This is a genomic window from Gordonia sp. LMA484, from assembly GCF_058129505.1.
The window spans coordinates 5755485-5780056 of record NZ_CM176700.1 but is presented as its reverse complement, the minus strand read 5'-3'; the positions used below and the strand labels follow the sequence as shown (position 1 = coordinate 5780056).

Annotated in this window: 22 protein-coding genes; 12 read left to right on the top strand and 10 right to left on the bottom strand. The window is 66.5% G+C overall.

What is annotated here, in order from left to right:
- Window positions 1-729 precede the first annotated feature (729 nt).
- Entirely contained in the window at window positions 730-2256 is a 1527-nt protein-coding gene (locus AC4AMJ_RS25650) for an amidohydrolase family protein (protein ID WP_489915577.1), read from the bottom strand.
- Between the two features lie 58 nt (window positions 2257-2314).
- Entirely contained in the window at window positions 2315-3937 is a 1623-nt protein-coding gene (locus AC4AMJ_RS25645; RefSeq protein ID WP_489915575.1) for a purine-cytosine permease family protein, read from the bottom strand.
- 192 nt (window positions 3938-4129) lie between these two features.
- Here AC4AMJ_RS25645 and AC4AMJ_RS25640 point away from each other — a divergent pair, with 192 nt between their 5' ends.
- Window positions 4130-5704, top strand: coding sequence for a PucR family transcriptional regulator (locus AC4AMJ_RS25640; protein WP_489915573.1), 1575 nt, complete (start codon window positions 4130-4132; stop codon window positions 5702-5704).
- A gap of 54 nt (window positions 5705-5758) precedes the next feature.
- Here the strand turns inward: AC4AMJ_RS25640 and AC4AMJ_RS25635 are convergent, their stop codons facing one another.
- The 3 genes from AC4AMJ_RS25635 to AC4AMJ_RS25625 all read right to left on the bottom strand — a co-directional run bounded on the left by AC4AMJ_RS25635 (window position 5759) and on the right by AC4AMJ_RS25625 (window position 8484).
- Entirely contained in the window at window positions 5759-7042 is a 1284-nt protein-coding gene (locus AC4AMJ_RS25635) for a glycosyltransferase (protein WP_489915571.1), read from the bottom strand.
- Window positions 7039-7683 (bottom strand): TetR/AcrR family transcriptional regulator, encoded by a 645-nt coding sequence (locus AC4AMJ_RS25630; protein WP_489915569.1) that lies wholly within the window; start codon window positions 7681-7683, stop codon window positions 7039-7041. Before AC4AMJ_RS25630 ends, AC4AMJ_RS25635 begins: the two co-directional genes overlap by 4 nt.
- A 69-nt stretch (window positions 7684-7752) precedes the next feature.
- Window positions 7753-8484, bottom strand: coding sequence for a DUF8548 family protein (locus tag AC4AMJ_RS25625; RefSeq protein WP_489915567.1), 732 nt, complete (start codon window positions 8482-8484; stop codon window positions 7753-7755).
- A 348-nt stretch (window positions 8485-8832) separates the two neighbouring features.
- Between AC4AMJ_RS25625 and AC4AMJ_RS25620 the strand changes: the two genes are divergently transcribed.
- The 8 genes from AC4AMJ_RS25620 (at window position 8833) to AC4AMJ_RS25585 (ending at window position 16693) form a co-directional block, all read left to right on the top strand.
- Window positions 8833-9819, top strand: coding sequence for a GmrSD restriction endonuclease domain-containing protein (locus AC4AMJ_RS25620; RefSeq protein ID WP_489915565.1), 987 nt, complete (start codon window positions 8833-8835; stop codon window positions 9817-9819).
- A gap of 585 nt (window positions 9820-10404) precedes the next feature.
- Window positions 10405-10683 (top strand): hypothetical protein, encoded by a 279-nt coding sequence (locus AC4AMJ_RS25615; protein WP_489898378.1) that lies wholly within the window; start codon window positions 10405-10407, stop codon window positions 10681-10683.
- 158 nt (window positions 10684-10841) lie between these two features.
- Window positions 10842-11996: a protein kinase domain-containing protein gene (locus AC4AMJ_RS25610; RefSeq protein WP_489915563.1), complete on the top strand. Its 1155-nt coding sequence runs from the start codon at window positions 10842-10844 to the stop codon at window positions 11994-11996.
- A 139-nt stretch (window positions 11997-12135) separates the two neighbouring features.
- The gene (locus AC4AMJ_RS25605) at window positions 12136-12858 is read left to right on the top strand and encodes a hypothetical protein (protein ID WP_489898380.1); all 723 of its coding nucleotides are present in this window, start codon (window positions 12136-12138) and stop codon (window positions 12856-12858) included.
- Between the two features lie 88 nt (window positions 12859-12946).
- Window positions 12947-13768 carry a hypothetical protein gene (locus AC4AMJ_RS25600; RefSeq protein ID WP_489915561.1) on the top strand — a complete coding sequence of 274 codons (822 nt, stop codon included), beginning with the start codon at window positions 12947-12949 and terminating at the stop codon, window positions 13766-13768.
- A gap of 511 nt (window positions 13769-14279) precedes the next feature.
- Window positions 14280-15902 carry a long-chain fatty acid--CoA ligase gene (locus AC4AMJ_RS25595; protein ID WP_489915559.1) on the top strand — a complete coding sequence of 541 codons (1623 nt, stop codon included), beginning with the start codon at window positions 14280-14282 and terminating at the stop codon, window positions 15900-15902.
- A gap of 162 nt (window positions 15903-16064) precedes the next feature.
- Entirely contained in the window at window positions 16065-16298 is a 234-nt protein-coding gene (locus AC4AMJ_RS25590) for a type II toxin-antitoxin system Phd/YefM family antitoxin (RefSeq protein ID WP_489915557.1), read from the top strand.
- Window positions 16295-16693 (top strand): type II toxin-antitoxin system VapC family toxin, encoded by a 399-nt coding sequence (locus AC4AMJ_RS25585; RefSeq protein WP_489898385.1) that lies wholly within the window; start codon window positions 16295-16297, stop codon window positions 16691-16693. The genes AC4AMJ_RS25590 and AC4AMJ_RS25585 overlap by 4 nt, the downstream gene beginning before the upstream one ends.
- Before the next feature lie 48 nt (window positions 16694-16741).
- Here the strand turns inward: AC4AMJ_RS25585 and AC4AMJ_RS25580 are convergent, their stop codons facing one another.
- Window positions 16742-17395 carry a TetR/AcrR family transcriptional regulator gene (locus tag AC4AMJ_RS25580; RefSeq protein ID WP_489898386.1) on the bottom strand — a complete coding sequence of 218 codons (654 nt, stop codon included), beginning with the start codon at window positions 17393-17395 and terminating at the stop codon, window positions 16742-16744.
- A gap of 106 nt (window positions 17396-17501) precedes the next feature.
- Between AC4AMJ_RS25580 and AC4AMJ_RS25575 the strand changes: the two genes are divergently transcribed.
- The 3 genes from AC4AMJ_RS25575 to AC4AMJ_RS25565 are packed head-to-tail and all read left to right on the top strand — an operon-like array spanning window position 17502 to window position 19122.
- Complete coding sequence (locus AC4AMJ_RS25575) at window positions 17502-17921, top strand: VOC family protein (RefSeq protein ID WP_489898387.1); 420 nt, start codon at window positions 17502-17504, stop codon at window positions 17919-17921.
- A gap of 1 nt (window position 17922) precedes the next feature.
- A complete protein-coding gene (locus AC4AMJ_RS25570; RefSeq protein ID WP_489898388.1) occupies window positions 17923-18396 on the top strand; it encodes a luciferase domain-containing protein in 474 nt (157 codons plus the stop codon).
- Window positions 18397-18453: 57 nt separating this feature from the next.
- A complete protein-coding gene (locus tag AC4AMJ_RS25565; protein WP_489915555.1) occupies window positions 18454-19122 on the top strand; it encodes a hemerythrin domain-containing protein in 669 nt (222 codons plus the stop codon).
- Between the two features lie 298 nt (window positions 19123-19420).
- Here the strand turns inward: AC4AMJ_RS25565 and AC4AMJ_RS25560 are convergent, their stop codons facing one another.
- The 4 genes from AC4AMJ_RS25560 to AC4AMJ_RS25545 form a co-directional block, all read right to left on the bottom strand.
- The gene (locus AC4AMJ_RS25560; RefSeq protein ID WP_489915553.1) at window positions 19421-19708 is read right to left on the bottom strand and encodes an SHOCT domain-containing protein; all 288 of its coding nucleotides are present in this window, start codon (window positions 19706-19708) and stop codon (window positions 19421-19423) included.
- Between the two features lie 253 nt (window positions 19709-19961).
- Entirely contained in the window at window positions 19962-21185 is a 1224-nt protein-coding gene (locus AC4AMJ_RS25555) for an IS4 family transposase (RefSeq protein WP_489915551.1), read from the bottom strand.
- Window positions 21186-21482: 297 nt separating this feature from the next.
- Window positions 21483-22862 (bottom strand): DUF1731 domain-containing protein, encoded by a 1380-nt coding sequence (locus tag AC4AMJ_RS25550; RefSeq protein ID WP_489915549.1) that lies wholly within the window; start codon window positions 22860-22862, stop codon window positions 21483-21485.
- A 152-nt stretch (window positions 22863-23014) separates the two neighbouring features.
- Entirely contained in the window at window positions 23015-24292 is a 1278-nt protein-coding gene (locus tag AC4AMJ_RS25545; protein ID WP_489915547.1) for a lipase family protein, read from the bottom strand.
- Window positions 24293-24572: the final 280 nt, after the last annotated feature.

Here is a 24572-nt window from a genome sequence, read left to right as displayed (position 1 = left end):
CGGCGACCGTTCGCCAGAAGTCCGTAGCGAGTACGTGCTTTCGCTATCGCTTGGTCAGCACGCCCTCTGCGAATCGGAAACCTCTCCCCCGAGACGAGCAGTCGATACCGCTGCGGGCCAGCGCGGTGCACGACACGGCGCCCACAGTAATGCGGTGATTTGCGGGAAGAACTCGAGCTCCCGGCGGGCCACCCTCGGTGATGGTGTTGAGCACCTTTCCGTTCACGATCTGGACCGCATTCGGTGGTCCGTGGAATGGCGGGCTGCTGACCGACGGCGTCCCAGCCGGGAAGGCCACCGAGCATTGAACAGCGGTGCCACCGGCGATCGGATAGATTGCGCATTCACGCTGCGGTGAGAACGCGTACTGCCACCGGTAATAGCCCGGGCTTCCCGGTATCGCGTAGCCGGCGGTATCAACCGCGATCACCGGCGACGCAGAGCCAACCGCCGTACCTGAGAGACCTGGTATGACACCGACGATGCCTGCTGCCACACACCCGATCGTCATTGCCCGTCGCACGTTCATGGCAGCCCAATCATCAGACTTCGTCACTGTCGACCTGACACTATCGCGGTCTCCCGACACAGAGAACACGCCAAACGATGGATTTCTGCCGTGCTGGTGGAACGATCATCTGGAGATCAAGGCAGCTTCCCGCCCACGCGACTGCCGCTTTCGCCGATATCCTCCCCCACCCTGGACGCTTTGCGTCACCCCGAATGACCTCAGTTCACCCAACACTCCCCCGCTCCGCTGTACCGGTTGACCGGCACCTCGCGCGCCATGGTCCGCGCATACTGCCGGTCGAAGGCAGGGAGCAGTGCGCGGTTGAGCCGTTCGAGTTCGTCCTGCCAGGCACGGATCTCGGGGCCGCGGGCCTGTAGCTCGTCAAGGACGTCGCGTTCGTCGATCGTGGTGATCTCGCCGTTGTCGAGGACCACCTGGCCGTCAACGATGACGGTTTCGATCGACGACCCGTTCTCGCTGTAGACGAGGTGCAGCTCGGGTCGGTTGCGTGGGGTGAACGCCAGCGAGGTCATGCCGTAGATGACCAGGTCGGCCCGCTTGCCGACTTCGACGCTGCCGACCACGTCACCCAGCCGCGCCGACCGTGCACCGCCGATGGTGCCCGCTGTCAACACTTCCTGTGCGGTCGGCCATTGCCGGTAGTCCGGCCCGGTGACCTTGTGCAGCAATGCCGCCGTCTTCACCACTTCCGACATCCGTGCGGAGTCCGAACTGGACATCCCGTCGGTTCCCAGGCCGACGTTGATGCCCGCGGCCATGTACTTGCGCCACGGCGCGATACCCGATCCGAGCTTCAGGTTGCTGATCGGGTTGTGCGACACCGATACCCCGGTGGCGGCGAGGATGTCGAGATCTGCGTCGGTCATCCAGATACCGTGCGCCATCGTGACATGCTCGCTCAGCACACCCAACGATTCGAGGTAGCCGACCATCGTCTTGCCGTAGAACTCTTCCGCGGTGACCGCCTGGGTCCGCGTCTCCAAGACATGGATGTGGAATTCGAGATCGAATTCCTGGGACAGTGCGCTGTTGCCGGCCAACAGGTCCGGGCCGCACCGTTGGGGCGCCGATGGCCCGACCATGAACCGCAGCCGGCCGTCGGCATAGTCGCGGTACCGCTCGGCCGCCGACCGTGCGTAGGCGAGGTAGTCGTCGGCCGAAGTGAGCGCGAGGGCGTCCAGCTGTTTCCGCAACCCGGGGTCTATGACGTCGGCGAGGAACGGAAAGTGTTCGACAAACGGATGATCCATCACATGCCCGGAGATATTGGCGCGGATGCCGATGTCGCGATACGACTCGAAGACCGCGGCCAGCTGCCCCTCCGACTGTCCTGGGATCTCCAGCACGTCGTCGACCAGGGTGGTGACGCCGTTGCGCAGTGACTCGATGGCGACCAGCTGACTGCGCAGCCGGATGAGGTCCGGGGAGATGGGGTCAAGCCCAAGCACCGGATAGGACAACAGCATCCAGTGCTCGAGCGGCAGATTGTCCAGCCGCGCCCGGAACAGCGCCTCCCAGGAATGCGTGTGAGCGTTGACGTAACCGGGCACGACCAGCCGGTCGCTGCCGCTGATCACTTCCTCGTCGGGTTCGGCGACCAGGTCGGCGCTGACCTCGGTGATCACACCGTCGCGGATGCGGATGGAGCTGGTGATCGGGGTGGCGCCGTTGTCGTCGTCCATCGGGAGGATGGTCGCGCGGTCGATGAAGAGGTTGGTGCGCATATCGGTTGTCCTCGTGGGGTGTGGGTGGGCGGTTCCGGGGTCTCGATACGCAGCTCGGCTAGCGCCTCGCCGCTACTCGACCAGCGGAAGGTGCAGCTCGGCCGGCAGAAGGTGCGACTCGACCGGCGGAAGGTGCAGCTCGGCCAGCGGAAGGTGCAGCTCGTCCAGCAGGGGTGCCAGCGGGGGTGGAGTCTCGACCGGCGACCGGTGCGACGGTGTCGATGTCGCCGGTGAGGTTGGAGACCATCGGGCGGCGGTGCAGGCGCTCCAGCAGGAAGTAGGAGAGGGAGGCGGCGATTCCGCCTGCGAGCCAAGAGAGGTCGACTCCGCCGAGCGCGGTGGCGATCGGGCCCTGCAGCACCGGCAGCATGCCGTACATGAACAGCCACGTGCACACCATGCCGATCGCGAGCGCGGCCAGCGCAGTCGGCCGCACCATCGGCAGGGTGCTGCCGGTGGGCTTGGCGAACAACACTTCCGGGTCGACGTGACGTCGAGCGACATAGAACCAGTGCACCAGAACGATTGCGGCCCAGGGGGTCACCCACCCGACGATGCCAACAAGCCAGCTGTCGATGGTGGTGGCGAAGTTGCCGTTGAGGACGAAGAAGGTGACCACACCCATCGCGACCAATCCGATCGCGACGTTGAGGATGCGGCGGTCGATGCGGATGTCGAGGGCCTGGGTGGAGACGGTACAGGTGTAGATGTTGAGGATGTTGGTCGCCAGCGGGCCGTGCACGACGAGCAGCAGGACAGGGATGGCGAGCACACCGTAGGCGTCGACGATGATCGTGCCCGGGTCGTCGGATGTGCTGAGGGTCGCCAAGGTGGCGCCGAGCGCTCCCAGCCAGACGACCGGGATGAACTGGCCGAGTGCACTGGCCAGGAACAGCTTTCGGGCCGGGACGTCGCGGGACACGAAGCGGGAGTAGTCGCCGGCATAGCCCAGCCAGGTGAGGCCCCAACCGATGCCAATGGCGGTCATCACCGCGGTGATGGCGCCCCAGTGACCGCCGGTGGTCAGCGCGGGATCGGTGCCGTGGCCCCAGTCGACGTCGAGGCCGGTCCATGCGACAGCGGTCATGGCGAGGAGGATCACCACGGTGGGTGGCACGGTCCAGCGTTCAAAGGCGGAGATGACGCGATAGCCGAACCAGGCGATGCCCACCTGCATCGTCATGATGACCGCGGCCACCGCGATACGTGCACCGTTGTTGGCCGCATCGGCGTCGACGAGGCCGATCTTGCCGAGCAGCGCCATCACGAGATCGAGCACGATCCAGGTGTTGACCGCGCACCAGCCCATACACACGACGGCCTGCACGGCCGCGGGCAGGTAGGCGCCGCGGCGACCGAAGACCGCCCGCGACAGCACCATGCCGGTGACACCGGTGCGTTGCCCGATGACGACAAACACCCCGAAGATCGCCATGCCGATGAGGTTGCCGGCGGCGAGCACGGCGATCGTCTCCCACAGGCCGAGACCCATCCCGACACCGAGGGCACCGAGCACCCAGTTGATGGGGGCGATGTTGGCGCCGGCCCAGATCCAGAACTGCCCGCGGACGTCGTGGATCTTGGCGGATTCGGGGATGGGTTCGAGGTCGGCCTCGTGCACGGCGAGCGTGTCAGCGGGCTCGGTGGCCACCGCGGAGGGCGCGGCGTCGGTTGCGGGCATGGGTTCTTCCTTGTCGGAAAGCGGGACCTCGATCAGGTCCGATGCGGTTCAGCGGTCGGCGCGACGCTGCGCTGCTACCCATCCTCGTGCCCGTACGGTCCCAGCGGTATGTACAGAATGGATATAGTCTGATGCTCAATACTTGCATTCTGCTCACTCGTTTGGGAGCGGGACTGACCGGAGAGGACATCGATGAGTTCCTCGCCGATGCCACCCGGGTCGCTGACCATGCGGGACGTTCTCGACGACCCCGCGTTGTCGGCGGCGCGCCCCGTGGTGCTCGCGGGGTGGGATCGTCTCGGCGACACGCTGCGTTGGGTCCACACGAGTGAGGTCCTCGACATCGCCGAACTGTTGACCGGCGGTGAACTGCTGTTGATCTCCGGAGTGCTGCTCGGGGACATCGCCGCCGACCAGCAGCGGGCCTACATCGACGCTCTCGCCGACGTCGGGGCGGCCGGTCTCGCCATCGAGGCGCCCCGACTCGGCTCCGTGCCGGCGGCCATCATCGAGCAGGCGACCGTTCGCGGATTCCCGCTCATCGAGCTCGGCGAAGTCGTGCGGTTCGTCGACGTCACCCGGGCCATCAACAGCCGACTGGTGGCGGAGTCGGTGCGGGAGTTGCGGTTCAACGACGAGGTGACCCACACGCTGGCCGGGCTGCTCGCCGCCGAGGGCGATGTGACGGCGATGGTGACCGCACTGCGCGACCTGACCGGTTGCAGCATCACCGTGCGATCCGCCGCCGGCGCGGTGATCGCTGCGGCGGAGGTGCCGGAGGCGCGGCCCCGTGGCTATGCCCGGGTCGCACCGATCGAATCGGCGGGTGTCACCATCGCCACGCTCGAGGTGCTACCCCGGGCCGGCGTCGACCTCCAGATGATCGCCGCTGCCTGCCGCCGCGCGCCCGAACCCCTCGCGTTGGCGGTGCTACGCGGTAATCCGATGACGCGGTCGGATCAGCATGTTCGCGAGGTGTTCCGGCTGCTGACCTATGCCGCCGAACCAGGCCGGTCCGAGGCCACCCGCGCCGACCATGCCCGCGCGATGCGTCTGGCCACAACCGAACTCGGTCTCGACGGCCCAGCACTGTTCGTCGGCGTGGTCGCGATCTCGGCGGGCGGGCCGCTTCAGACCGCCGAGCTCGCCGAGGTGCTACGGACCGGAGAGTTTCCCGTTCTGTCGGAGGTCCGCGACGGGATGCATCGCTCGATCGTCCGCTTCCCTACTCGCCGCGAACGCGCGGGCGTCGTCGACGATTTGATGCGGCGGCTGACGTCGACGGCCCTGCCGGGTTCGTTGCGGATCGGGATCACCGAACCTGCCGACGACATCCTCGGGTTGTCGGCGTCGATGCCGACGGCTCACACCGCCGCCCGGTCGGCGACGGTTCGCGACTTCGTGGTTCGGTCCCGCGACGTCACCGTCGCGCATTTCCTCCGCGAGATCGACACCGCAGCGGTCGACGGGTTCCTGCACACAGTGCTCGGTCCACTGCTCACCTCAGATCGCAGCGGCGAGCTACTGCACACGCTGGTGGCATTGCACCGCAACGGCTCTCGGGTCGCTGCGGCGAAGGCGCTGAACATCCACCGACAGACGCTCTACCTACGATTGGATCGCATCACCACGTTGTTGGGCGGGCCCGTCCCGGAGGACAGCGGTGCCACGGGGGCGCTGATCGTGGCCGCGGAGATCGCGGTGGCGAGGGGCGACAATCCGGGCGGTTCAACAAGCTATCCAGGGTGGCGACGAACCGCGCCATGACGGCGAGGGCAGCATATGAACGTTCGCGGCTCCCCCGCTTCGCCACCGATTCGGTCAGGTGTGCGCCGCAGACCTCGGGGTGTCGAGCAGGGCCTCGACAATGCGGGTTGCGGCGCCCGCGCCGTCTTCGGCAGTGATCATCGACGACATGCGTCCCACGGCCTCCCGGTACCCCGAACTGTCCTCGGCCACCGCGGTCAGGGCTCCGGCGAGTTCGTCGACGTTCGCGGTGGCACGTGCGATCGGTGTTGGGGCACAGCCGAGTTGATGCAAGCGCTGCGCCCAGAACGGCTGGTCCATGATGCCCGGGAGCGCCACGCTGGGAATGCCGGCACGCAGGGTGGCGGCGGTGGTTCCGGCACCGCAATGATGCACGGCCGCGGCGACACGGGGGAACAGCCAGTGATGGGGAATCTCACCCACACTGCAGAGGTCGCGACCACCGTCGGTGTCGAGGTGGGCCCAGCCGTGCTGGATGACCGCCCGCTGACCGCTCGCACGAAGAGCCTCTGCGAGAAGGTGGCTCAGCTGTGCTCCGCTGCTGATCGCCGTGCTGCCCAGCCCGATGAAGATCGGCGGGGGACCGTCATCGAGAAAGTCCCGAAGATCCTGTGAGGGTTCGTATTCGACATCTTTGGTCGGCCACCAGTAACCGGTGACGTGGACGTGATCGGGCCAGTCAGCGGGCCGTGGAACCACATGCCGGCTGTATCCGTAGAGCTGCGGCCACGCCTGTTGCTTGCGGCGCTGGTAGTTGCGCCGCGACTGATGCGGCAATCCCAGGCCGGCGCGCAGGTCGTCGACGAGCGGGGTGAACAGCTTCTCCCCCACGGCGGCGAGCTGCCAGGCGGCGCGGTTGCCGATCCGGCCGTAGGACCGTGTGCCCAGTGGTGGGGGCGCGAAATCACCGGTCGGACTGGATGGTTGCAGCATCAGCGCGGCGCTCGGCACGTCGAGGGCTTCGGCGACGTGCCAGCCGAGCAGGCCCCCGACGGGCCCTTCGCACAAGAGGAGATCGGCGTCCTCACCCGCTTGGGCCATGGCTTCGCCGACGCCGGCCAGGTCGTCGCGCATGCCGGCCAGGGCGTCCTTGGAGGGCTTGAGTCGTCGACCGTCCACCATCGCCTGTCCATAGGTCGAGGCACGGGTGTCCGCTTCGGTGTCACGGGGAAGCAACCGGAACTCGAATCCGGCGTCGGCGATCATCCGCCGATACGGATGTTGCGCGGCGATCGCCACCGCGGCCCCGAGGTCGTCGCGCAGACGCGCGGCCAGGCCGGTCAGCGGCGCGACATCGCCTGTCGTGCCGAACGCCAGGATCGTGATTCGTGGACTCATCTGTGGGCTCCGATCGCGGTGAGGAAGAGGTCTCGAACGGCGTCGGTGTGCGCGATGACGTCGTAGGTGTGGTCGCGGGACAGTTCGCTGACCGCGCCGTCGAGGCTGGCGCGCAGAATGTTCTTCAACACGGCGGGGTCGGCTGACGTGGTGAAATCGCCACCGCGGATGCCGTCGGCCAGGATTGTGACCGGATCGAGGAGCGCGAACTCCGGCGGCACCCCGTCCTGATCGACGGAGGATTGGATGGCTTGGTCGAACCGTCGGCCGGCGCCGTCGCGGTACCCGATCGAGATCTCGTAGAGGGCGATCGCCTCGCGTCGATGTCCATCCAGGAATTCGCCGTTGGCGTCGATGTACGCCGTCAGTCGTGCCGTCGGGGATTCCGCGGCGACGACGCGCGGCACGATCACCGTCGCCGACGCCGTGAACACCGCTTCGACGATCGCGGCGACCAGCTCATCCTTTCCGCGAAAGTGATACAGCACAGCACTCTTCGCGATCTCGGCTCGTTCGGCGATCTTCGCGAGCGAGGCCGACGGATAGCCGACCTCGGCGATCAGCTCGACGGCGCACGACACGAGCTGTTGTCGGCGCGCTTCGTCGGCGAAGGTTCGCCCGCTCGGACTCTTTGACCGCATGGTCTAAATGTAGACCGAGTGGTCAGAGATGGCAATGGTCATCCCCCAACGGGACGTTGAGCCAGCGTTTCAGCGACGGCCCGCGCGACTGGCCTGTCGACTGGACTCGAACAGCCACACACTGTGGTCGAAGGCGATCAGGTCCCAGCCTTGCCGTTCGGCGAGCGCCGCCATCAGCTCTGCGGCGTACGCCGTGTCCACAGAGGTTTGGTCGAGCGCCCGCGCAACGTATCGGGCGACCAGTCGGCTGACCCGCCCTCCGGCAACGCCGGCGAGCATCAGGCCATAATCCCAGGCGATGCCGGTGCGTTGTCCAGGTGTCGCGCACCACGTCTTCTTCAGATCGGCGAGTCGCCCGTCAGCAGCGGCGACGCGCAGATCGTCGGTGGTGTTCACACCCTGGGCGACGAACCGTTCGGCCAGCTGCCACACCGCTTCCGCCTTGATCGGGGTGCCCGCCGTCGCCCGGCACTGATTTCCGATTCGGTAGGCCCAATTGTGATATCCACCAAGGACTTCGAATGTCGAGAGCAGGTCATCCAAGCTGTCGGTGTAAGCATCGCCACCACATTCGGCGCGGTAGGCGATGTAGCAGGCCACCACGTTCGCCGTCGACGTGTCGTACGCGCCGGCCGAGTAGACGGCATCGATCAGGCACAATGCCAATGACTTTCGATATCCGTCCGGAATGAACCAGAGGCCCGGGTCCTCAAGATCGGCCTCGACGCCGATCGCCAGCGCGATGAGATCCGCATCGCTTGGGCGCGCCGACCCCGTCCGTGAGACCTCCAACGGACCCACCGTCCCTGGGATATCTGTCACTACGGTCACAGCGCCATCGCTGTTGCGGGCCGACATCGGATCACTCCTCGTTATGTACTATTTGGTTAATTTAGGGGAGTGGGCCGGAAACCGATACGTGAGAATCGTCGCACTGCATAGGCTTTCCTCATCGCATGGACGGTCGCAATCGCGTGCTCCTGCGACGGCTCTGTGTTGGACAACGGTTTTCGTCGCACAAGCGAATCGCCGGTACGCACCGACGCTCTTTGAGGCGTTCGGCCATCCGTGCTTGACTGGGTTGTTGTCGATCGCCGCCTGGAGACACTGTTGATGAGTTCGCCACTTGCCCCGCCCGTACGGTGCGCAATGAGATGGAAGGTCGGCAGCGCGCTCGCGGCGACACTGGTGGCGGTCGGCGTCAGCGGATGCGGGCCGGCCAACGATGGAGCGAGTCCGTCGGCCGCTGGCGGCTCGGTGTCATCGAGCACCCCGCAGCCGGCACCGACGAACTCATCCGCCGCCCCCGCCCCATCGACGCCGCTCGCGCAGGCCGCCACTGCCGCATTGACCACACTGGAAACGCTCCCGGTCAAGGGCCGCGCACCCAAGACCGGTTACGAGCGTGCCCAGTTCGGGCAGCCCTGGTCGGACGATGTCACCGTCGCCGGCGGACACAACGGCTGCGACACCCGCAACGATCTGCTGAAATCCCTGGACGATTTGGTGATCAAGCCGGGTACCCACGGCTGCGTGGTGCTGTCGGGCACGTTGCATGACCCGTACACCGGTCGCGCCATCGCGTTCACCCGCGGCGAGGGCACGTCGAACGCCGTCCAGATCGATCACGTCGTCGCGCTGATGGACGCCTGGCAGAAGGGCGCACAGCAGTTGACTGCCGATGAACGCCGCGACCTGGCAAACGACCCGCGCAACCTGCAGCCCACCGACGGCCCGACCAACAGCCAGAAAGGTGCCGGCGATGCCGCCACCTGGCTGCCACCGAACAAGTCCTACCGCTGTACGTACGTTTCCCGGCAGATCGACGTCAAGGCCACCTACCGGCTCTGGGTGACCACCGCGGAGAAGTCGGCGATGCAGCGGGTGTTGACATCTTGTGGCGCAATGATTCCCGCGGCGGCAGCCACCTCTGGGCACGGCGAGGGCACCGCGCCGCCCGCCCCACCGGTACAGACGCCGACCACCCCGCGTGACGTGGCCCCGGCGCCGGACGCGGGGGTGTACTACCGGAACTGTGCCGCGGTGCGGGCTGCCGGCGCCGCTCCGCTCCATCGGGGTCAACCCGGCTATTCCGCCCGGTTGGACGGCGACGGTGATGGGGTGGCGTGCGTGTGATGCGCAATGTCGGTCCGCGGGAGGTCGGGACCTTCTACCCAGTAACAGCCGGGACCTTTCCATCTAACCGGTGACGACCTTCGTCCTGACTTCCACTGTCCTGATAACGACGTCCAGTGCACTCGCGATATGGCCAGTGGATACGGTTTCCGTTCCCGATGAACGGATTTGGCGGATCACAGACGGAGCCCGGGTGACTCTGCGGATGAGGAGGATGCGCGTCCCATCCGACGACCCGCGCTCCTCGCCGACCCGCGCCGGTTGGCGACCGCGATTCACTTCCTGCATCCGGATCGCCGATCACGCTTTCTCACAACAGAACTGACTTCATCGGTGTCGTCTGAGCAGACCGGCTCCACCGACTGACATCATCAAACCTCGACCGGTCTCACCGTGCGCGCTCCGGAGAACGCACGCCACAGCGTGACACCCGACGGGCGTGTCCGCATCTGAAGTGCGGACGACGATCGCCGGCAGACGGTGATGTCCCCAGTCTTTGATCGGCCCTTTCGCTGCGCCCATCCCCCGACCTCAGGGAGGTGAGCGTTGCGGATCGTCCGATCCGAAGAAGAGAAGGAGAAGAGTATGGCCAGAAAGATCGTGGCAGGCGTCGTCGGACTCGGCGCAGTCCTCGGGCTCGCCCTCGGCGTCGGGACGGCGTCGGCGGCGTACTGCGACCAGTCGTCGCAGGGGTGCGAGTCGTCCAAGCCGGCACCCGGTTCGGGCGCGGGTGCGTTCGGCGCGTTCGGCACCCAGGGTGACGTCAAGCACGACTTCCGGGGCGGTGCGAACGGCGCCCAGACCGGATACAACAACTCCCACCTGGTGGGCAACCCGCCGGTCGACCAGCGGTCGCTGAACTGATCGATCCGTCCACCCGCCACGGCCACCTCCCAGGGAGGTGGCCGTGGTGGGTCGTGCCGGGTCGGCGTCCCCGACGACATCGTCTGATGCGTCGACAGCCGCGAGCCCGAACCCGGACTCCCGATCGGCACGGATTCATAAGCGGCTACCGTGAATTCATGACCGCACCGCGTCTCCGTATCGGCCAGGTGATCACCAGCGACGAAGGCCGCCGCTACCGGATCGAACGGCGGATCGGTGACGGTGGGTACGGGCAGGTCTACCTGGCGCATCAGCTGGCGCAACGCAGCGACCGCAAGCGGCGCACCGTGTGTGTGAAGGTGTGCGGTTCTGCCAGCGACTGGCATGGCGAGGCCCATTTCGGCGGGTTGCTCGCCGGATACCCCGAGGTGATCGAGTTGCTCGACACGTTCGCGTTCAGCACCGGCTCGCGGACACCAACCCGCTACGTGCTGGTGTCGGAGTATCTCCACGAGGGCACCGTGGCCGATCGCATCCAGAACGGCCAGTGGGCCGGGTGGTCGCCCACCGATGTCCGGCGCGAGATCCTCCGCATCCTGAAAGTCCTCGCGCTCATGCATGCGGCCGGCGTGACCCACCGGGACATCAAACCGGACAATGTCTTTCTCCGGGACGGACACCTGGTGCTCGGCGACTTCGGCATCTCGAAGCATTCGCTGACCCCGCAGCGCTCACCCATCGACGCCTACACACCCGCGTACTCACCCGCCGACATCGAAGACCGACGCCACTGGGCCACCTGGCTCGACGTGTTCCAGGTCGGACTACTGGCCAGCGCGCTCTTGACCGGCGAGGACTGGACCAACGTCGACATCGCTCGGATTCGGACCGTCGACGCCCCCGAAGACCTCAAATGCTGGATCTGGCATGCGACCGCCCATCGCGGGATGCGTTACGTCGACGCCACCGAGGCACGCGACGCCTTGGCCGAACTCAAGTGGGTGGACATGCGCACGAACAGTCGCAGCCCGTCGTCGTTGCGTGGCCACCACGTGGTGGTGACGGGAAAGTTCGACACCGGCACCCAGCACGAGATGAGCCAACTGATCCAGGATGCCGGGGCAACGGTTCAGCGTGCCGTCACCGACGACACCACCGTGCTGGTGCGTGCCCCACGGATCGCCAACACCGTCGGCGGGTCCGAAGGCCGCAAGCTGTACGCAGTGCGGGAACGCAAACGCCGAGGTCAACGCATCCAGATCATCACCGAGAACAGGCTGCGGACGTTGGTGGGCGCCGACGACCCATCCACCGGCAGGGTCCTCGTCTCGGCAAGCCCGAGCAGCCGCTGATCGGACCGCGCCGCCATCGGCGGTGCGAGTCATCGTGTGACCCAAGGCCACAACATCGGCGTTCACCCCGCATCACCTCACCGCGTCTGGCACATTACGGTGTGGAAGATCGTTCACCGATGTGAAGGGAATGTCCCCTATGCTTGCGCGTCTCCGCACTCTTGTCGCCGCAACCGCTGTTTGTGGCGCACTGCTCGCACCGGCCGGCGTCGCCGCCGCCGCACCATCGACCGGTGAGCAGCTCACACCGGCGCGGGCACTCGATTGGATCAACGCGCACCCTGTCCCCGCGGCATCGGTCATCGACAACATCGAGACCGCGAACGCGATCCTCAAGCAGCTCGGCATCACCCCGTTCACCCCGACGGTCGGCGCGTGCACCGACCTCACCTTCCCGCTCGCCATCGGTGGCGCGGTGCCCGGTCCCTACACACCCGGATTCGGCGACCTGTCCGCCGGCAACATCGACCTCAACGCCGTCCGCAAGGGCGAGATCCTGTACGGATTCGTCCCGACGGGAATCACCGACGAATCCTCGAACAAGTCCGGTATGCGCGTCGCCTGGCTGAACACCAGCACCCTGAAGGGTGACATCGGCGCCCCGATGAGCGGACTCACCGACACGATCCTCGACGCAGTGAAGAAGCGTGCCGCCGACGCGGGCATACCCGCAGTCGTCGTCAACGCGCTCCTCGACCGAACCCTCAAGCCGGCCCTCAATCAGATCCCGCAGGGCGGCGTTCGCGGTGGACTCGTCGAAACCGGCTCGGGCACAGTCCTCTCCGCGATCTACGGGACCGTGCAGCGGCAGAACGCGACCTGCTTCTTCTTCCCGAGCCTCGGGATCGCGACGGCTGGGTAGTCGACGCGGCCCCATCGCGTTCAGGCTTCTTTCAGCCTCGAGGTCGCACACTCGCGGGGATCATCGGCCATCGACCTTGGGAGCCCCGATGAAGATGAGCCAACGTGCCGGCGTGTTACTGATCGTGGTGCTGGCGGCCTCGGCCGCGCTGATCGTCGGGGCCGGTCCGTCGACGGCGGCGGTCGTGACTTCGCCCCGGCCGGCAGCCGACCAGGCGTACCCGCAGGTCGCCGCGCCGCCGCCGGGTGCCATCGCGTTGGCGTTCGCGAACAACCAGCTGACCTACTGCTCGCTGATCTGTCCACACATGCTGGACTTCGTCATCGACGTACCGGTCGCACTGGTGCGCTCGCCCGGCGTGTACTTCGCGGCGCTGGCGCGCACCGGATCCGTCGACAGGGCACGGGGGATGGCGTTGGCGTCGGTGACCGGCCCGGCCAATTCGGCGATGTCGGGGATCATCGGCAACGACCTCGGCCTGGTGTTGCCGCGCGCCCAGAACGCACTCGAGGTCGCGGTGGTCCAGATGATGCACGTCGCCGACACCGCGCGGTCGGGCGCACCGCCCGCTGCGGTCGGGCAAGCCTTCGACACCGGCCGAGCCGAGATCGTGGACGCGCTCCACGCGCCGATCGTGCCGAACCCGCCGCAGATCGCCACCCCGACGACGCCGGCGCAAGCCTCGGTCCTCGACGCGATCGATGTCGGATCGGCCGTGTTGTTCCAGGCACCCGAATTGATGATGGCCGGCGCGACCGACGCGGCGGATGTCGCGGCGACGACGTGGGCGGCAAGCGGGGATGCGAACGCGGCGCGCACGGCAGGGACCGAGCGGTTCAACGAGGTGGCTGCGCAGGCCGGTGACGTGATCGCTCGGGCGACCGGGAAGCGGTGGGTGCCGAGGGGCTGAGGGGTTCGGTGGGCCTTCGTGACGCTCGCACGCTCGCTCCTCAGGCACCGGGGTGGTGACGCTCGCACGCTCGCTCCTCAGGCACCGGGGTGGTGACGCTCGCACGCTCGCTCCTTAGGCACCGGGGTCGTGACGCTCATTCCTCGGGAGGCTTTGCGGGCACCGGGTCCACCACCCGATCCCTGAGGAGGCCCGGAGCGCTAGCGAAGGGCCGTCACGAAGGGTCGCGTTGGGCGCGGGCGTCCTCTGCTGTCAAGGTTGTGTCCCGTGGGGTCAAGACCTGCGTGATCCGGAGGCGGGACAATTGATGGGACACTCGGCTCACCTTCGGCCGAGCAGCAGATTATCGCGGCAACCACGCGCCGGTTGAGGGGTCGGCGTTCACCGGGCTTTCGCCGAAATCTGCCCAGCCGACGGGCGACGAGTGCAAGGCTGGTGCACATGCCGGTGTCGGGCCGTCGCCGTGGGGCATAGCCTTCCAAGGGCACAACCAAAGATCGAGGAGAGATAGATGTTGAGCACGATGCAGGACGTCCCGCTGTCGATCGCGCAGTTGCTGCGCCACGGCAGCACGTTTCATGGCAAGGCCGAGGTTGTGACGTGGACCGGCGCGGGTGCGCGCCGTAGTAGTTACGCCGAGGTCGGACGCCGCTGCGCTCAGCTGGCTCACGCGCTGCGCGGCCTCGGTGTCACCGGCGACGAGCGGGTGGCGACGTTCATGTGGAACAACGCCGAGCATCTCGAGGCATACCTGGCGGTGCCGTCGATGGGTGCGGTGCTGCACACCCTGAACATCCGACTGTTCCCCGAACAGCTCGTGTTCGTGGCCAACCACGGCGAAGACCACGTCATCATCGTCGATCCCACCCTTCTGCCCCTGCTCAACCCGCAGCTGCCGCAGCTGAGCACCGTCAAGCACATCATCGTGACCGGCGACTCCGCCGACGGTGTCGAGGCGCCGGAGGGTGTGCAGGTGCACGCCTACGAGACGCTGATCGCTGATCAGCCCACCGAGTTCGACTGGCCTGAGGTCGACGAGAATTCCGCTGCGGCAATGTGTTACACGTCGGGCACCACCGGTGACCCCAAGGGTGTCGTCTACTCGCACCGTTCGATCTATCTGCACTCGATGCAGGTGTGCATGACCGACGGACCCGCCCTCAAGCAGGGTGATCGGGCATTGGCGGTGGTGCCGCAGTTCCACGCCATGTCATGGGGTCTTCCCTACGCGGCGTTCATGATCGGCGCCTCGCTGATCATGCCGGACCGCTTCCTGCAGCCCGAACCGCTCGCCGCACTGATCGCCGCCGAGCAGCCCACCTTCGCCGCTGCCGTGCCCACCATCTGGCAGGGCCTGCACCAGTACCTGGAAGCACACCCGCAGGACATCTCCTGCATGCACGACGTGCTGATCGGCGGGTCGGCCGTGCCGCCGTCACTGATGCACACCTTCCAAGAGGATCACGACGTGACGGTGCTGCACGCGTGGGGCATGACCGAGACGTCGCCGCTGGGATCGGTGGCCCGCCCGCCTGCCGGCACCGAGGGCGAAGAGCGCTGGCGCTACCGCTACACCCAAGGCCTGTTCCCGGCGTCGGTGCGGGCCCGACTCGTCGACGAACTCGGCGAGGTGCTGCCCAACGACGGCGACACCGTCGGCGAACTCGAGGTCCGCGGCCCGTGGATCACCGGCGCCTACTACGGCGTCGACGCCCCGGAGAAGTTCCAGGACGGGTGGCTGCGCACCGGTGACGTGGGCACCATCACCCCCGACGGCTACCTCACGCTGACCGACCGCACCAAGGACATCATCAAGTCCGGCGGCGAGTGGATCTCCTCGGTCGACCTGGAGAACGCGGTCATGGGCCACCCCGACGTCATCGAGGCCGCCGTCATCGGCATCCCGGACGCCAAGTGGGATGAGCGGCCGCTGGTCGCCGTCGTACTGCGCGAAGGTTCCGACGCCACCGCCGACACCCTGCGAGACTTCTTGTCCGACAAGGTCGCCAAGTGGCAGCTGCCGGAGAACTGGACCGTGATCAACGAGGTCCCGAAGACCAGCGTCGGCAAGTTCGACAAGAAGCGGCTGCGTTCGCAGTACCAGGAAGGTGACCTGGAGGTCACACGACTCTGAGGTTGCGCTGTCTGCGCCTGTGAGCGACGTTCGTCCGCCTGGTATTGCTACGTCCCCCGACGGTTCAGTCGGCGGGCGGAGCGATGCCCGGGGGACGAACTGGTTTGTGACCAGGGCGAGAATGGACTATTCGAACTAGTCCGACAGGCGTATGGTCGTGCCATGAGAACGGTCAGCAGCACCGAGGCCAAGGCGCGGCTCAATGCGCTGCTGGCCGAAGTCGAGCGAACCGGCGAACCTGTCACCATCACCAACCACGGGCGTGCAGTGGCCGTGCTCTCCCCCGCCGACGCGGGTGTTCGCCGATTCGGCCAGTTTCCCGGACTCGTGATCCCAGACGATTTCGATGCCCCTCTGCCCGATGAAGAATTGGTCGGGTGGGAGGCCGCTTTGTGACGGCAATCCTTCTCGATACGAATGCGTTTCTATGGCTTGTGCACGATCCTGACCGCCTCGGCCGTCGCGCGCTCGACCTCCTCGAGAATCCGGCCAACGAGCTGTACGTTTCCGCAGCGTCGGCGTGGGAGATCGCGATCAAGACGCGCATGGGCCGACTCGACGCTGCGCCACTGTTGTCGGCCTGGAACGCTACCGTGACGGCCATGGCAGCAACTGATCTGGCGATCGACTCCAACGACGCAGCGACTGCCGGACAGCTCAATTGGGATCACCGAGATCCTTTCGACCGCATGATCGTTGCCCAGGCCACGCGCCGAGGCCTGACCATTGCGACGAGCGACAAGGTCGTCCGAGACGGGACCCTCACGCCGGTCATCGACACCCGGCGATGAGGTTCGGATCGGGTCACGACCGGCGGCGATGCTCGAGGCGTATAGGTGTCAGGCCGGACGTGTCGCGTGTGGAAACAGTTGTGCCACCGCTGTTTCGGTGATCCACTCGATCCACCGCTCGCACGTCCACCCGTACTCGTGGACGAGGAGTATGTAGGAATCCTCGCTCACCACCGCATACAGAACACCAAGCGCGTCATGCGGACTCAGCGTCGGCGAGAATCCGGGCCGCGTGACCAGAGCGTCGCGCACCATCCCGAAACTGCGTGTCCGGAGTTGCTTGTTCTCGTCGAGCAGTCCCGCCACGTCCGGATCGGCGCCGGCCATGCGCATCACATTGAACACGGGCGCTGCACGACTGATTATCTCGCCGGAGTGCGCACAGAACCGCCGGAGCGCGGTGGGTCCGTCCGGATCGCTGATGACCTCGGTCACCCACTCCTGTTCCAAGATGCCGTCGGCCGAGTCGGCACCCGCGAGCGCCGTGTTGAAAACCGCCTTCAGGATCGCCGGTTTGCTGCCGAACGACAGATACAGCGTCTGCACCGCCACCCCGGCCTCCTTGGCGATCGCCGCCATGGTGCTGCTCAAATAGCCGCTTTCCACGAACAGCGACGTCGCTGCCGCGATGATCCGCTCACGCGTGGCACGGGACTTTTCGGCTTTCGCCGAACGGCGTGTAGCACGCTGGTCGGTCGCCATCAAATTTCTCCCTTGACAATGGTGTAACGACATTCTAGCGTTTTCAGTACCACACTAGAACGACATTACACTATGTGGTTCTAGCACCCACCCTCGAGGAGTCACCGTGACCGATGCACCCCCTCTTTTCGGCTACCACCACCTGGGCATCACCGTGCGCGACGTCGACGCGAGCGAAGCCTGGTACACGCGAACACTCGGACTGGCTCGGGCGTTCGTTGAGAAACACGACAACGACACCGGATACGCGGTGGTGATGACACGGCCGGGCAGCACTTTCTTCCTCGGGCTGGACCACCATCACGACGCCGACCGACAGCTGTTCGATGCGCGTCGGACCGGTCTGGATCACCTTGCGCTGGCGCTGTCGTCGCCCGAAGAGGTACGCCTGTGGACGGCGCATCTCGACCGCCTCGGCGTAGCGCACAACCCGGTCCAGGAGCTCGACGACCCGATGCCGGCCGTGATGGTCCAGTTGCACGACCCCGACGGGATCCCCATCGAACTCATCTGGACCGGCGCATGAGATGGGCACCATCCCGCAGCGGCGCGGTCCGCGACCGTCCACCACCAGCGACATCCCGCACAGCCAGATTGATCAGCAACCCCGATCACGCGATCTGATGGATGCGGTCCTCGACGAAGCGCTCACCTGGGCCGGCGTCACCGACGGCGAGTCCAAGATCTCCGTCGAAGGTGCTCGCGCACTGACCCTTTCGCTCGACGAAGCCGTCGGCCCGCCCGAAGCGTTCTTCGTCGGGACAGAGTTCGCCCATGGACATGCCGACGGCGACTACAGTTTTCATGTCACCCTGCCGATCACCCAGGCAAAGGCCGCAACGTCGGCAGGCTGGGCAGAACCACACATTCTGGTGGCGACCGGTCAGGTCCCACACACGTTCGTGATGCTCTACGCCCCCCGTGACAACGACGAGGCGTCAATTCTCACCGGCTTCGTCCGCTGCTCCTACGAGTTCGCGACGAGTGCGCTCTCCGGCTGACGAAATCCTCGGCCACCCAAACACCACCCCCATCCTGCACCCCGCTGGAGCAGAATCATGACCAAGCCCGTCACCACACACAAGACGATGAACACCGTCGTGCACGCGGCCTTTCGCCGTGACCTCGCCCGGTTCGACGCCGCGCTGGCCGGTTTCGACCCGCCCGCACCCGACCGCGCCCAGCGGCTCAAAGTCGCATGGGAGTACCTGGCCGAAGAAGTGCACAATCACCACTCGTACGAAGAGGACATCTTCTGGCCCACGTTGCAGAAGCTCGACCCCGACCTGCCCATGGTCAGCGACCTCGACGGCGAACACGAAGTGATCCGCGCGACACTGGACGAAGCCAGTGCCCGGATGGACGAGTTCGCCTCGGCCGCAACAGGCGAAGCGGCATCGGCCGCGCGTGCGTCGGTCACCGAACTGACCGGTGTGTTGCTGCGGCACCTGGCACACGAGGAGCTCGACCTCGAGCCGATCTCGGCCGGCTACAGCGACACCCCGGAGATGCGCGCCGCGGTCAAGACGGTGATCAAGAAGCACCGCGGGCATCTCGGCGAACTGGTCGCCTGGCTGCAGGACGGCGCCGACGAGAATGAGCGCCGCGGCTTGCGGAAACAGATCCCGGCACCGGTGGTGTTCATCCTGAATGCGACCGGTGGGCGAAAGTACCGGCGGACGGTCGGGTCGGTGTGGGCCCGAGGGTTTGCCGAGCAAACGCGGTAAGAAACCGTTCCGGCCCGCGGCGACGAAAACCTGCGAGATCGGGCTGCACGAGACGCGCCACCAGGTTTCGCGGTGCGGCGGAACGTGGGTTCCAGGTGATCTCGGAACTCGGCCTGGCCAGAAGATCCCCGGAGTCAGCGAGGCACGAGACCGGCGCGGATCAGATCGGTGAGCCGCTTCATCGCCGGGGCCTGCCCGTCGAGCACGATCGAGGTCCGCAGGGTCACCGGATGGGCGGAGCGATACCCGGGGGACGAACTGTGCTGCGCGCCTCGGCGTTTCGCCGAGCGAACGCAGCTCACCGGTGTTCGCGCAGCGTTGCCATGCGTTTGCGGTAGTCGTCCTCGTCGATCTCGCCGCGCGCGAACCGTTCGCCCAGGACTTCCTCGGCATGCGAATGGCCCGAGCGCGGTGGCTCGACGGGCGACGGACCGCCCGCCGATCGACGAGAACTGGTCAGGTATCGGACACCGAGAACGATGGCGGTGATCACGGCCGCCCAGAACACGACCATCAGTCCGGTCATCAGGATCCAGTCACCCCAGCCCCAGCTGGTGCCCCACATGTGGTCGTCGTCGTACCTCATCGCCGGACTCCTTCCCGCGGCAGCGCATGCCTCCAGCGTGCGCGGGTCTAATGACAATACCGTTCAGTTAAGGGGTGCGGATGTGTAGATCGGTGCCTGTGTCGGTTGAGGCCAGGAGGCGTGGTGGGCGCGTTTGACGTGCCATTTCACGTATTTGCGTTTGACGACGCGTGGGTTGGCTCGGCGGCGTCGCCTGGGGTTGAGCCGACGGGCCAGGCGGCGTAGGCAGGTTTTCCAGCTACGGTGGCAGACGTCAGGGTCGTGAGGGGGGAAAGTCGCCCTGGTGGGCGACCGACTGGCGGGTAATCCTCAGTGCAGCAACGAAACTGACCCTGTCAGGGTCGTGGCCGGCGAGGCTGGCGGCCTCGACCATCAGTGATCGGATCGCGTAGTGGCAGCACAGGTGGCCCCAGATCTCCTGCAGCACAAGGTCAGGAGATTTCGAACGGAGCACGGTTCGGGGTCCACGTTGGTGGGTTTTGAGTTCATCGAAGGCGATCTCGATCTCCCACCGCTCGGTATAGGCCGCGGCAAGCTCGACGGCACTGGCCTCGCCCGGGTCGAGGATTGTGGTCAGCAGCCGGTACTGTTCGGCGTTCTCGCGTCCGTCATCGATGGTGTAGTCGATGACCCGGACCAGCATCGGCGCTGCGCGACGCGCCGCGGCCGAGTGTGTCTGCTGCAAGTCCGCCAGCCACGAACCGTCTGGCAAGTCCTTCACGTGTCGTGGTTTCGGCCCCGATGCTGAGGTCTTGACTCGCCACAGCAGGTCCGCCCCGGTCGCTATAGCATTGCGCCACAACGCATACGAGAACACTCCGCGATCGGCAGTGACCAGCATCCCCGACTGCATACGCGCCAACAACGACTCGATCAGGACCGCCTCGGACTGCGTGTAGGTGCCCACCGCGGCCGCGAAGATGGCGTGCGTGCCGCACTCGGCCAGCGCCACCACCCGCGCCATCGGGAACGCTGCCCGCTCACCCTTGTTCACCCCGGGCCGCCCGAAATACTCGTCGTTGACCGGCGTGTCGGCGACATCGAGGCAGGTTCCATCGACGGCGACCAGTCGTCGCCCGGCCAGCCACACCCCTGGCATCGACTCACGGCCCAACGGTGTCGCCACCCGGTCGAACAACGCCGCCAACGGCGCCGACCCCAGCCGGGTCCGCGCCTGAAAGATCGCCGACTTGCTCGGCGGCCGATACGATTCCTGCCACCCCGAGGCCCATGACAAACCATCGGTGAGCTGGGACAACACATCCTCATACGAGCCCTCGGCATACAACGCCATCCCGATGGAGAAGTACGCCATCACCCGGGCCGGTAGCGCACGATGACGCACCTCTGTCCGACCCACCTCGGCGATCACCTCGTCCACCAGATCCGGCGCAAACGTCCGCGTCAACACACCCACCGACACCAAATCCGACAATCGTCGATCCGACTCAGGCTTCACCCACCCAGCACGCGGCATAACTCATAACTTACACGGCTGTGATCTTAACTGAACGGTATTGGGTCTAATGAGCACTGTCGAGGGACGTTGGTCCACAATTGCGGGGCAAGTTCCGCCCTCGGCTTCGGGTGCCTCGGTCCGGCTACACCCTCGTGGTTCGTGCCGGTGCAGGCGGCGTCGTGTCCTTGCCGTCATGTGCCCGTCGCGGCCACCATCGCCGCGGCCACCGCGCATGCTGTCCGGGGACGGTCGTCGCCGCGCGTCCTTGTGTGGGCGTCCCTCGAGCCGGTGTGCCGGCCTCGAACTGTTTGTGGCTCAGCGTCCGAGCAGGTCGGCGAGCGCTGCGTCGAGTTCCGGGAACCGGAACTCGAATCCGACGTCGGCGAGCACCTCCGACTTTGCGCGACGGCCGGTGAGGCCGAGCGCGGGGTCGGTGCGCAGCGCTACGGCGCCCAGGCGCAGCAGCGGGCCGGGGGTCGGCAGCGCGGGTGGCCGGTGCAGGGCTCGACGCAACGCCGCCATGAGTTCGACATTGCGGACCGGATGCGGACTCGCACCGACCACCACGCCATCGGGGATCGTGACCTCCGGGTCGAGACCGAGTGCGGCCCGTGCGATCGCGAGCCAGTCATCGACGTGAATCCAGCTGAACCACTGTTGTCCTGAACCGACGCGGCCGCCGAGGCCGGCGCGGGTCAGATCGGTGAGCCGCTTCATCGCCGGGGCCTGCCCGTCGAGCACGATCGAGGTCCGCAGGGTCACCAGATGGCCGGTGTTCGCACCCGCCGCCGCCTCCTCCCACGGGCGGGCGACACCCGTCATCTGCGGCAGCCCATCGGGCACGGGCGTGGTCTCGGTGCACCACTGTTCGCCGGCGTCGCTCCAGATCGCGGTGGTGCTCGCCTGTAGCCAACGGTCGACAGGGGTGTGACGCAGCTTCGACGCGGCGACCAGGGCGCGTGTGGCGTCGACGCGGCTGTCGCGCAGCAGCGCCACATTTCGTTCGGACGGACGACAATCCACCAGCTTGCCCGCGAGGTTCACCACCGCGGTGGGCCGATCTGCGGTCAGCGTGCGCGCCCAGTCCCCCATGGTGCGGCCATCCCACGTCAGTTGTTCGAATGACGACGCGGGATCGGCTGTGCGGGTGAGGATCACCGGCCGGTGACCACGGCAGGCGAGGTCGGCGGCGAGGTGTTGGCCGAGGGCGCCGCTGCCGCCGGCCAGCACGACGGTGAGCGCGTCGTCGGCGGGAGCGAGTCCGGCATGTCGTGCGAGCCGGGTGAGGTCGGTTCGATCGGTCAGCTGCGGGACACCCGACCGGGTCAGTCGGCTCATCGGGCCCGATCGTGCTGTGGTCGTCACCGTTTCGGTGACGACGCAACCGCCGTCGGCCGGTTCGATCCGGAAGTCGATGAGGGTGGCGCCCACCGGTTCTGGTTGCGTCAGTTGCAAGTGGCGTGCCCTGTCGAAGACAGTGACGGTGAACGGTGGGGCCAGACGTCGGTGGAAGGCACCGACCAATCGACGTGACTGGACGTACGATCCGCGCCCACCCACCTCGACAGGACCGTCCATGACGACGGAGCGATATCCGCTGTGCCACTGCGGGAGCCGCGACGGATCACCGAGGACCCGCCACAAGGCATCGGCATCGAGGGCGATGAACTGCGAGTACGACTTTGTACTGGCCATGACCTACGGTAAGCCCCGTGCGGCCTCGTCGGCGGTGTCGCGATCGTCACGTTGACAACAGAGCTCTCGAGGGCGTTCCTCCCCCGGGTATCGCCATATCCGCGAAAGCGTCTGGAGGCCTTGGTGATACCCGGGGGAGGAAAGTCTGCGGTTCAGTTCATGGCCGACGACGCCGACATCGTTCGACGACGCCTTGGCAACCATCGCATCGACCATCGGGGTGCATGCTGTCCGGCCACGGTCGTTACGGTGCGGTCCTTGTGTGGGCGTCCCTCGAGCCGGTGTGCCAACCAACCCACGGCGATCGGCCCGGACAGCGGCAGCAGCGTGTAGTGCTCGCTGAGTTGGTCCCGCACGTAGGTCACCGACACGCCGTGGTCGCGGTAGCGCTGCACCTGGGCGTCGATGTCGGCGACATCGATCACCTCGTCGTGCACCGCTTGCACCACGAGTAGCGGGATCTCCGGAGCGTGAGTGCCGAGTTCGAGGTCGTGCATCATCGTGACGATCTCGGGCTGGGCCATGATGTCGGCGATCGGGACGTCGAGGTAGTCGTCGATGTCGTGGTCCTTGAACTGCCGGATCGCATCGATCGTGGGCAGTTCGGCGATCGCGGCGAGCTCTCGTCGACCCGTCTCGGTGGCATGTTCCTCGATGGCGCGGTCCAGCGCCGGGTAGACGCGGCGCAACCCTGCGATCGCCATGACCGGCAGTCCGGCGTGCATCCGACCGTTGAGCCGCATGAGGGCCGACGCCATGTCGCCGACCGGGGATCCGAGCACCGCCCCGATGATGTTCAGTTCCGGAGCGTACTGCGGGGCCATCTCCGCCGCCCAGGAGGTCGCCATGCCGCCACCCGAGTAACCCCACAGCCCGACGGGAGTGTCGGCGGGAAGTCGCCGGCCGGCGAACTCGAGAGTCGCGCGGACCCCGTCGAGCGCACGGTAGCCGGGTTCGCGGGGAGCGCCCCACGCGCCGAGCATGCCCTCGTGATCCGGGATCGACACCGCCCAGCCCTTGGCCAGCGCACGACGCACCACCAGGAACTCGAACGGAGCAATGGCCCGAGCCGAGTCGGCACCCTTGCGCAGCGCATACGACGGAAAACATTGGGAGGTGACGGCGTCGATCGCACATTGGAACGACAGCAGCAGGAAGTCGCCACTGTCAGCGCGCTTGCGCGGCAGTACCACGGTGGTAGCTGCCACACTGGCGTCCCCGTTGAGATCGGTGGAGCGATACAGCAGCTGCCACGCCTGGCTGCGGTGATGGGACGCCCAATAGTCCTTGAGCTCGACCTGCCGGGACCGGATCACCTGCCCGGGACGCATCGTGTCGAGTGCGTCCGGAGCGTCGTAGAACGGGTCCAGGGCAGGTAGCAACATCGGCGTGGCGTCCACCACCGTTGTCTGTGGCGATACTGCAACCATCTGATCCCCCGTTCCGGTGCCGTCGAGCTTCGGGCACACGCCAGTCCGGGACTACAAAAATGGCTGCCCCGGTGCCGCCTGACTCTGGCAACGCGCCCATGTGGTCCGCATCACTCCAAAGCCGTCTCTTACATGGGGTTTCAACGTTCTGCGGCACCGCAACATTCCGCGATGTGGGCTGTCGGCACAGGGTTCGGTGAGCCCGCCCCCGACAAAGGTGCCGCCCCGGACATCGTCCGGGGCGGCCCTTCGTGACGCTCGCACGCTCGCTCCTCAGGGA

Coding starts and splice junctions, on each gene's coding strand:
- AC4AMJ_RS25570 (WP_489898388.1), top strand. CDS start 17,923: ATGGGCACCATCCCGCAGCGGCGCGGTCCGCGACCGTCCACCACCAGC.
- AC4AMJ_RS25590 (WP_489915557.1), top strand. CDS start 16,065: ATGAGAACGGTCAGCAGCACCGAGGCCAAGGCGCGGCTCAATGCGCTG.
- AC4AMJ_RS25565 (WP_489915555.1), top strand. CDS start 18,454: ATGACCAAGCCCGTCACCACACACAAGACGATGAACACCGTCGTGCAC.
- AC4AMJ_RS25615 (WP_489898378.1), top strand. CDS start 10,405: ATGGCCAGAAAGATCGTGGCAGGCGTCGTCGGACTCGGCGCAGTCCTC.
- AC4AMJ_RS25545 (WP_489915547.1), bottom strand. CDS start 24,292: ATGGTTGCAGTATCGCCACAGACAACGGTGGTGGACGCCACGCCGATG.
- AC4AMJ_RS25630 (WP_489915569.1), bottom strand. CDS start 7,683: ATGCGGTCAAAGAGTCCGAGCGGGCGAACCTTCGCCGACGAAGCGCGC.
- AC4AMJ_RS25580 (WP_489898386.1), bottom strand. CDS start 17,395: ATGGCGACCGACCAGCGTGCTACACGCCGTTCGGCGAAAGCCGAAAAG.
- AC4AMJ_RS25620 (WP_489915565.1), top strand. CDS start 8,833: ATGAGATGGAAGGTCGGCAGCGCGCTCGCGGCGACACTGGTGGCGGTC.
- AC4AMJ_RS25550 (WP_489915549.1), bottom strand. CDS start 22,862: ATGGCCAGTACAAAGTCGTACTCGCAGTTCATCGCCCTCGATGCCGAT.
- AC4AMJ_RS25610 (WP_489915563.1), top strand. CDS start 10,842: ATGACCGCACCGCGTCTCCGTATCGGCCAGGTGATCACCAGCGACGAA.
- AC4AMJ_RS25600 (WP_489915561.1), top strand. CDS start 12,947: ATGAAGATGAGCCAACGTGCCGGCGTGTTACTGATCGTGGTGCTGGCG.
- AC4AMJ_RS25605 (WP_489898380.1), top strand. CDS start 12,136: ATGCTTGCGCGTCTCCGCACTCTTGTCGCCGCAACCGCTGTTTGTGGC.
- AC4AMJ_RS25635 (WP_489915571.1), bottom strand. CDS start 7,042: ATGAGTCCACGAATCACGATCCTGGCGTTCGGCACGACAGGCGATGTC.
- AC4AMJ_RS25645 (WP_489915575.1), bottom strand. CDS start 3,937: ATGCCCGCAACCGACGCCGCGCCCTCCGCGGTGGCCACCGAGCCCGCT.
- AC4AMJ_RS25640 (WP_489915573.1), top strand. CDS start 4,130: ATGAGTTCCTCGCCGATGCCACCCGGGTCGCTGACCATGCGGGACGTT.
- AC4AMJ_RS25555 (WP_489915551.1), bottom strand. CDS start 21,185: ATGCCGCGTGCTGGGTGGGTGAAGCCTGAGTCGGATCGACGATTGTCG.
- AC4AMJ_RS25650 (WP_489915577.1), bottom strand. CDS start 2,256: ATGCGCACCAACCTCTTCATCGACCGCGCGACCATCCTCCCGATGGAC.
- AC4AMJ_RS25560 (WP_489915553.1), bottom strand. CDS start 19,708: ATGAGGTACGACGACGACCACATGTGGGGCACCAGCTGGGGCTGGGGT.
- AC4AMJ_RS25595 (WP_489915559.1), top strand. CDS start 14,280: ATGTTGAGCACGATGCAGGACGTCCCGCTGTCGATCGCGCAGTTGCTG.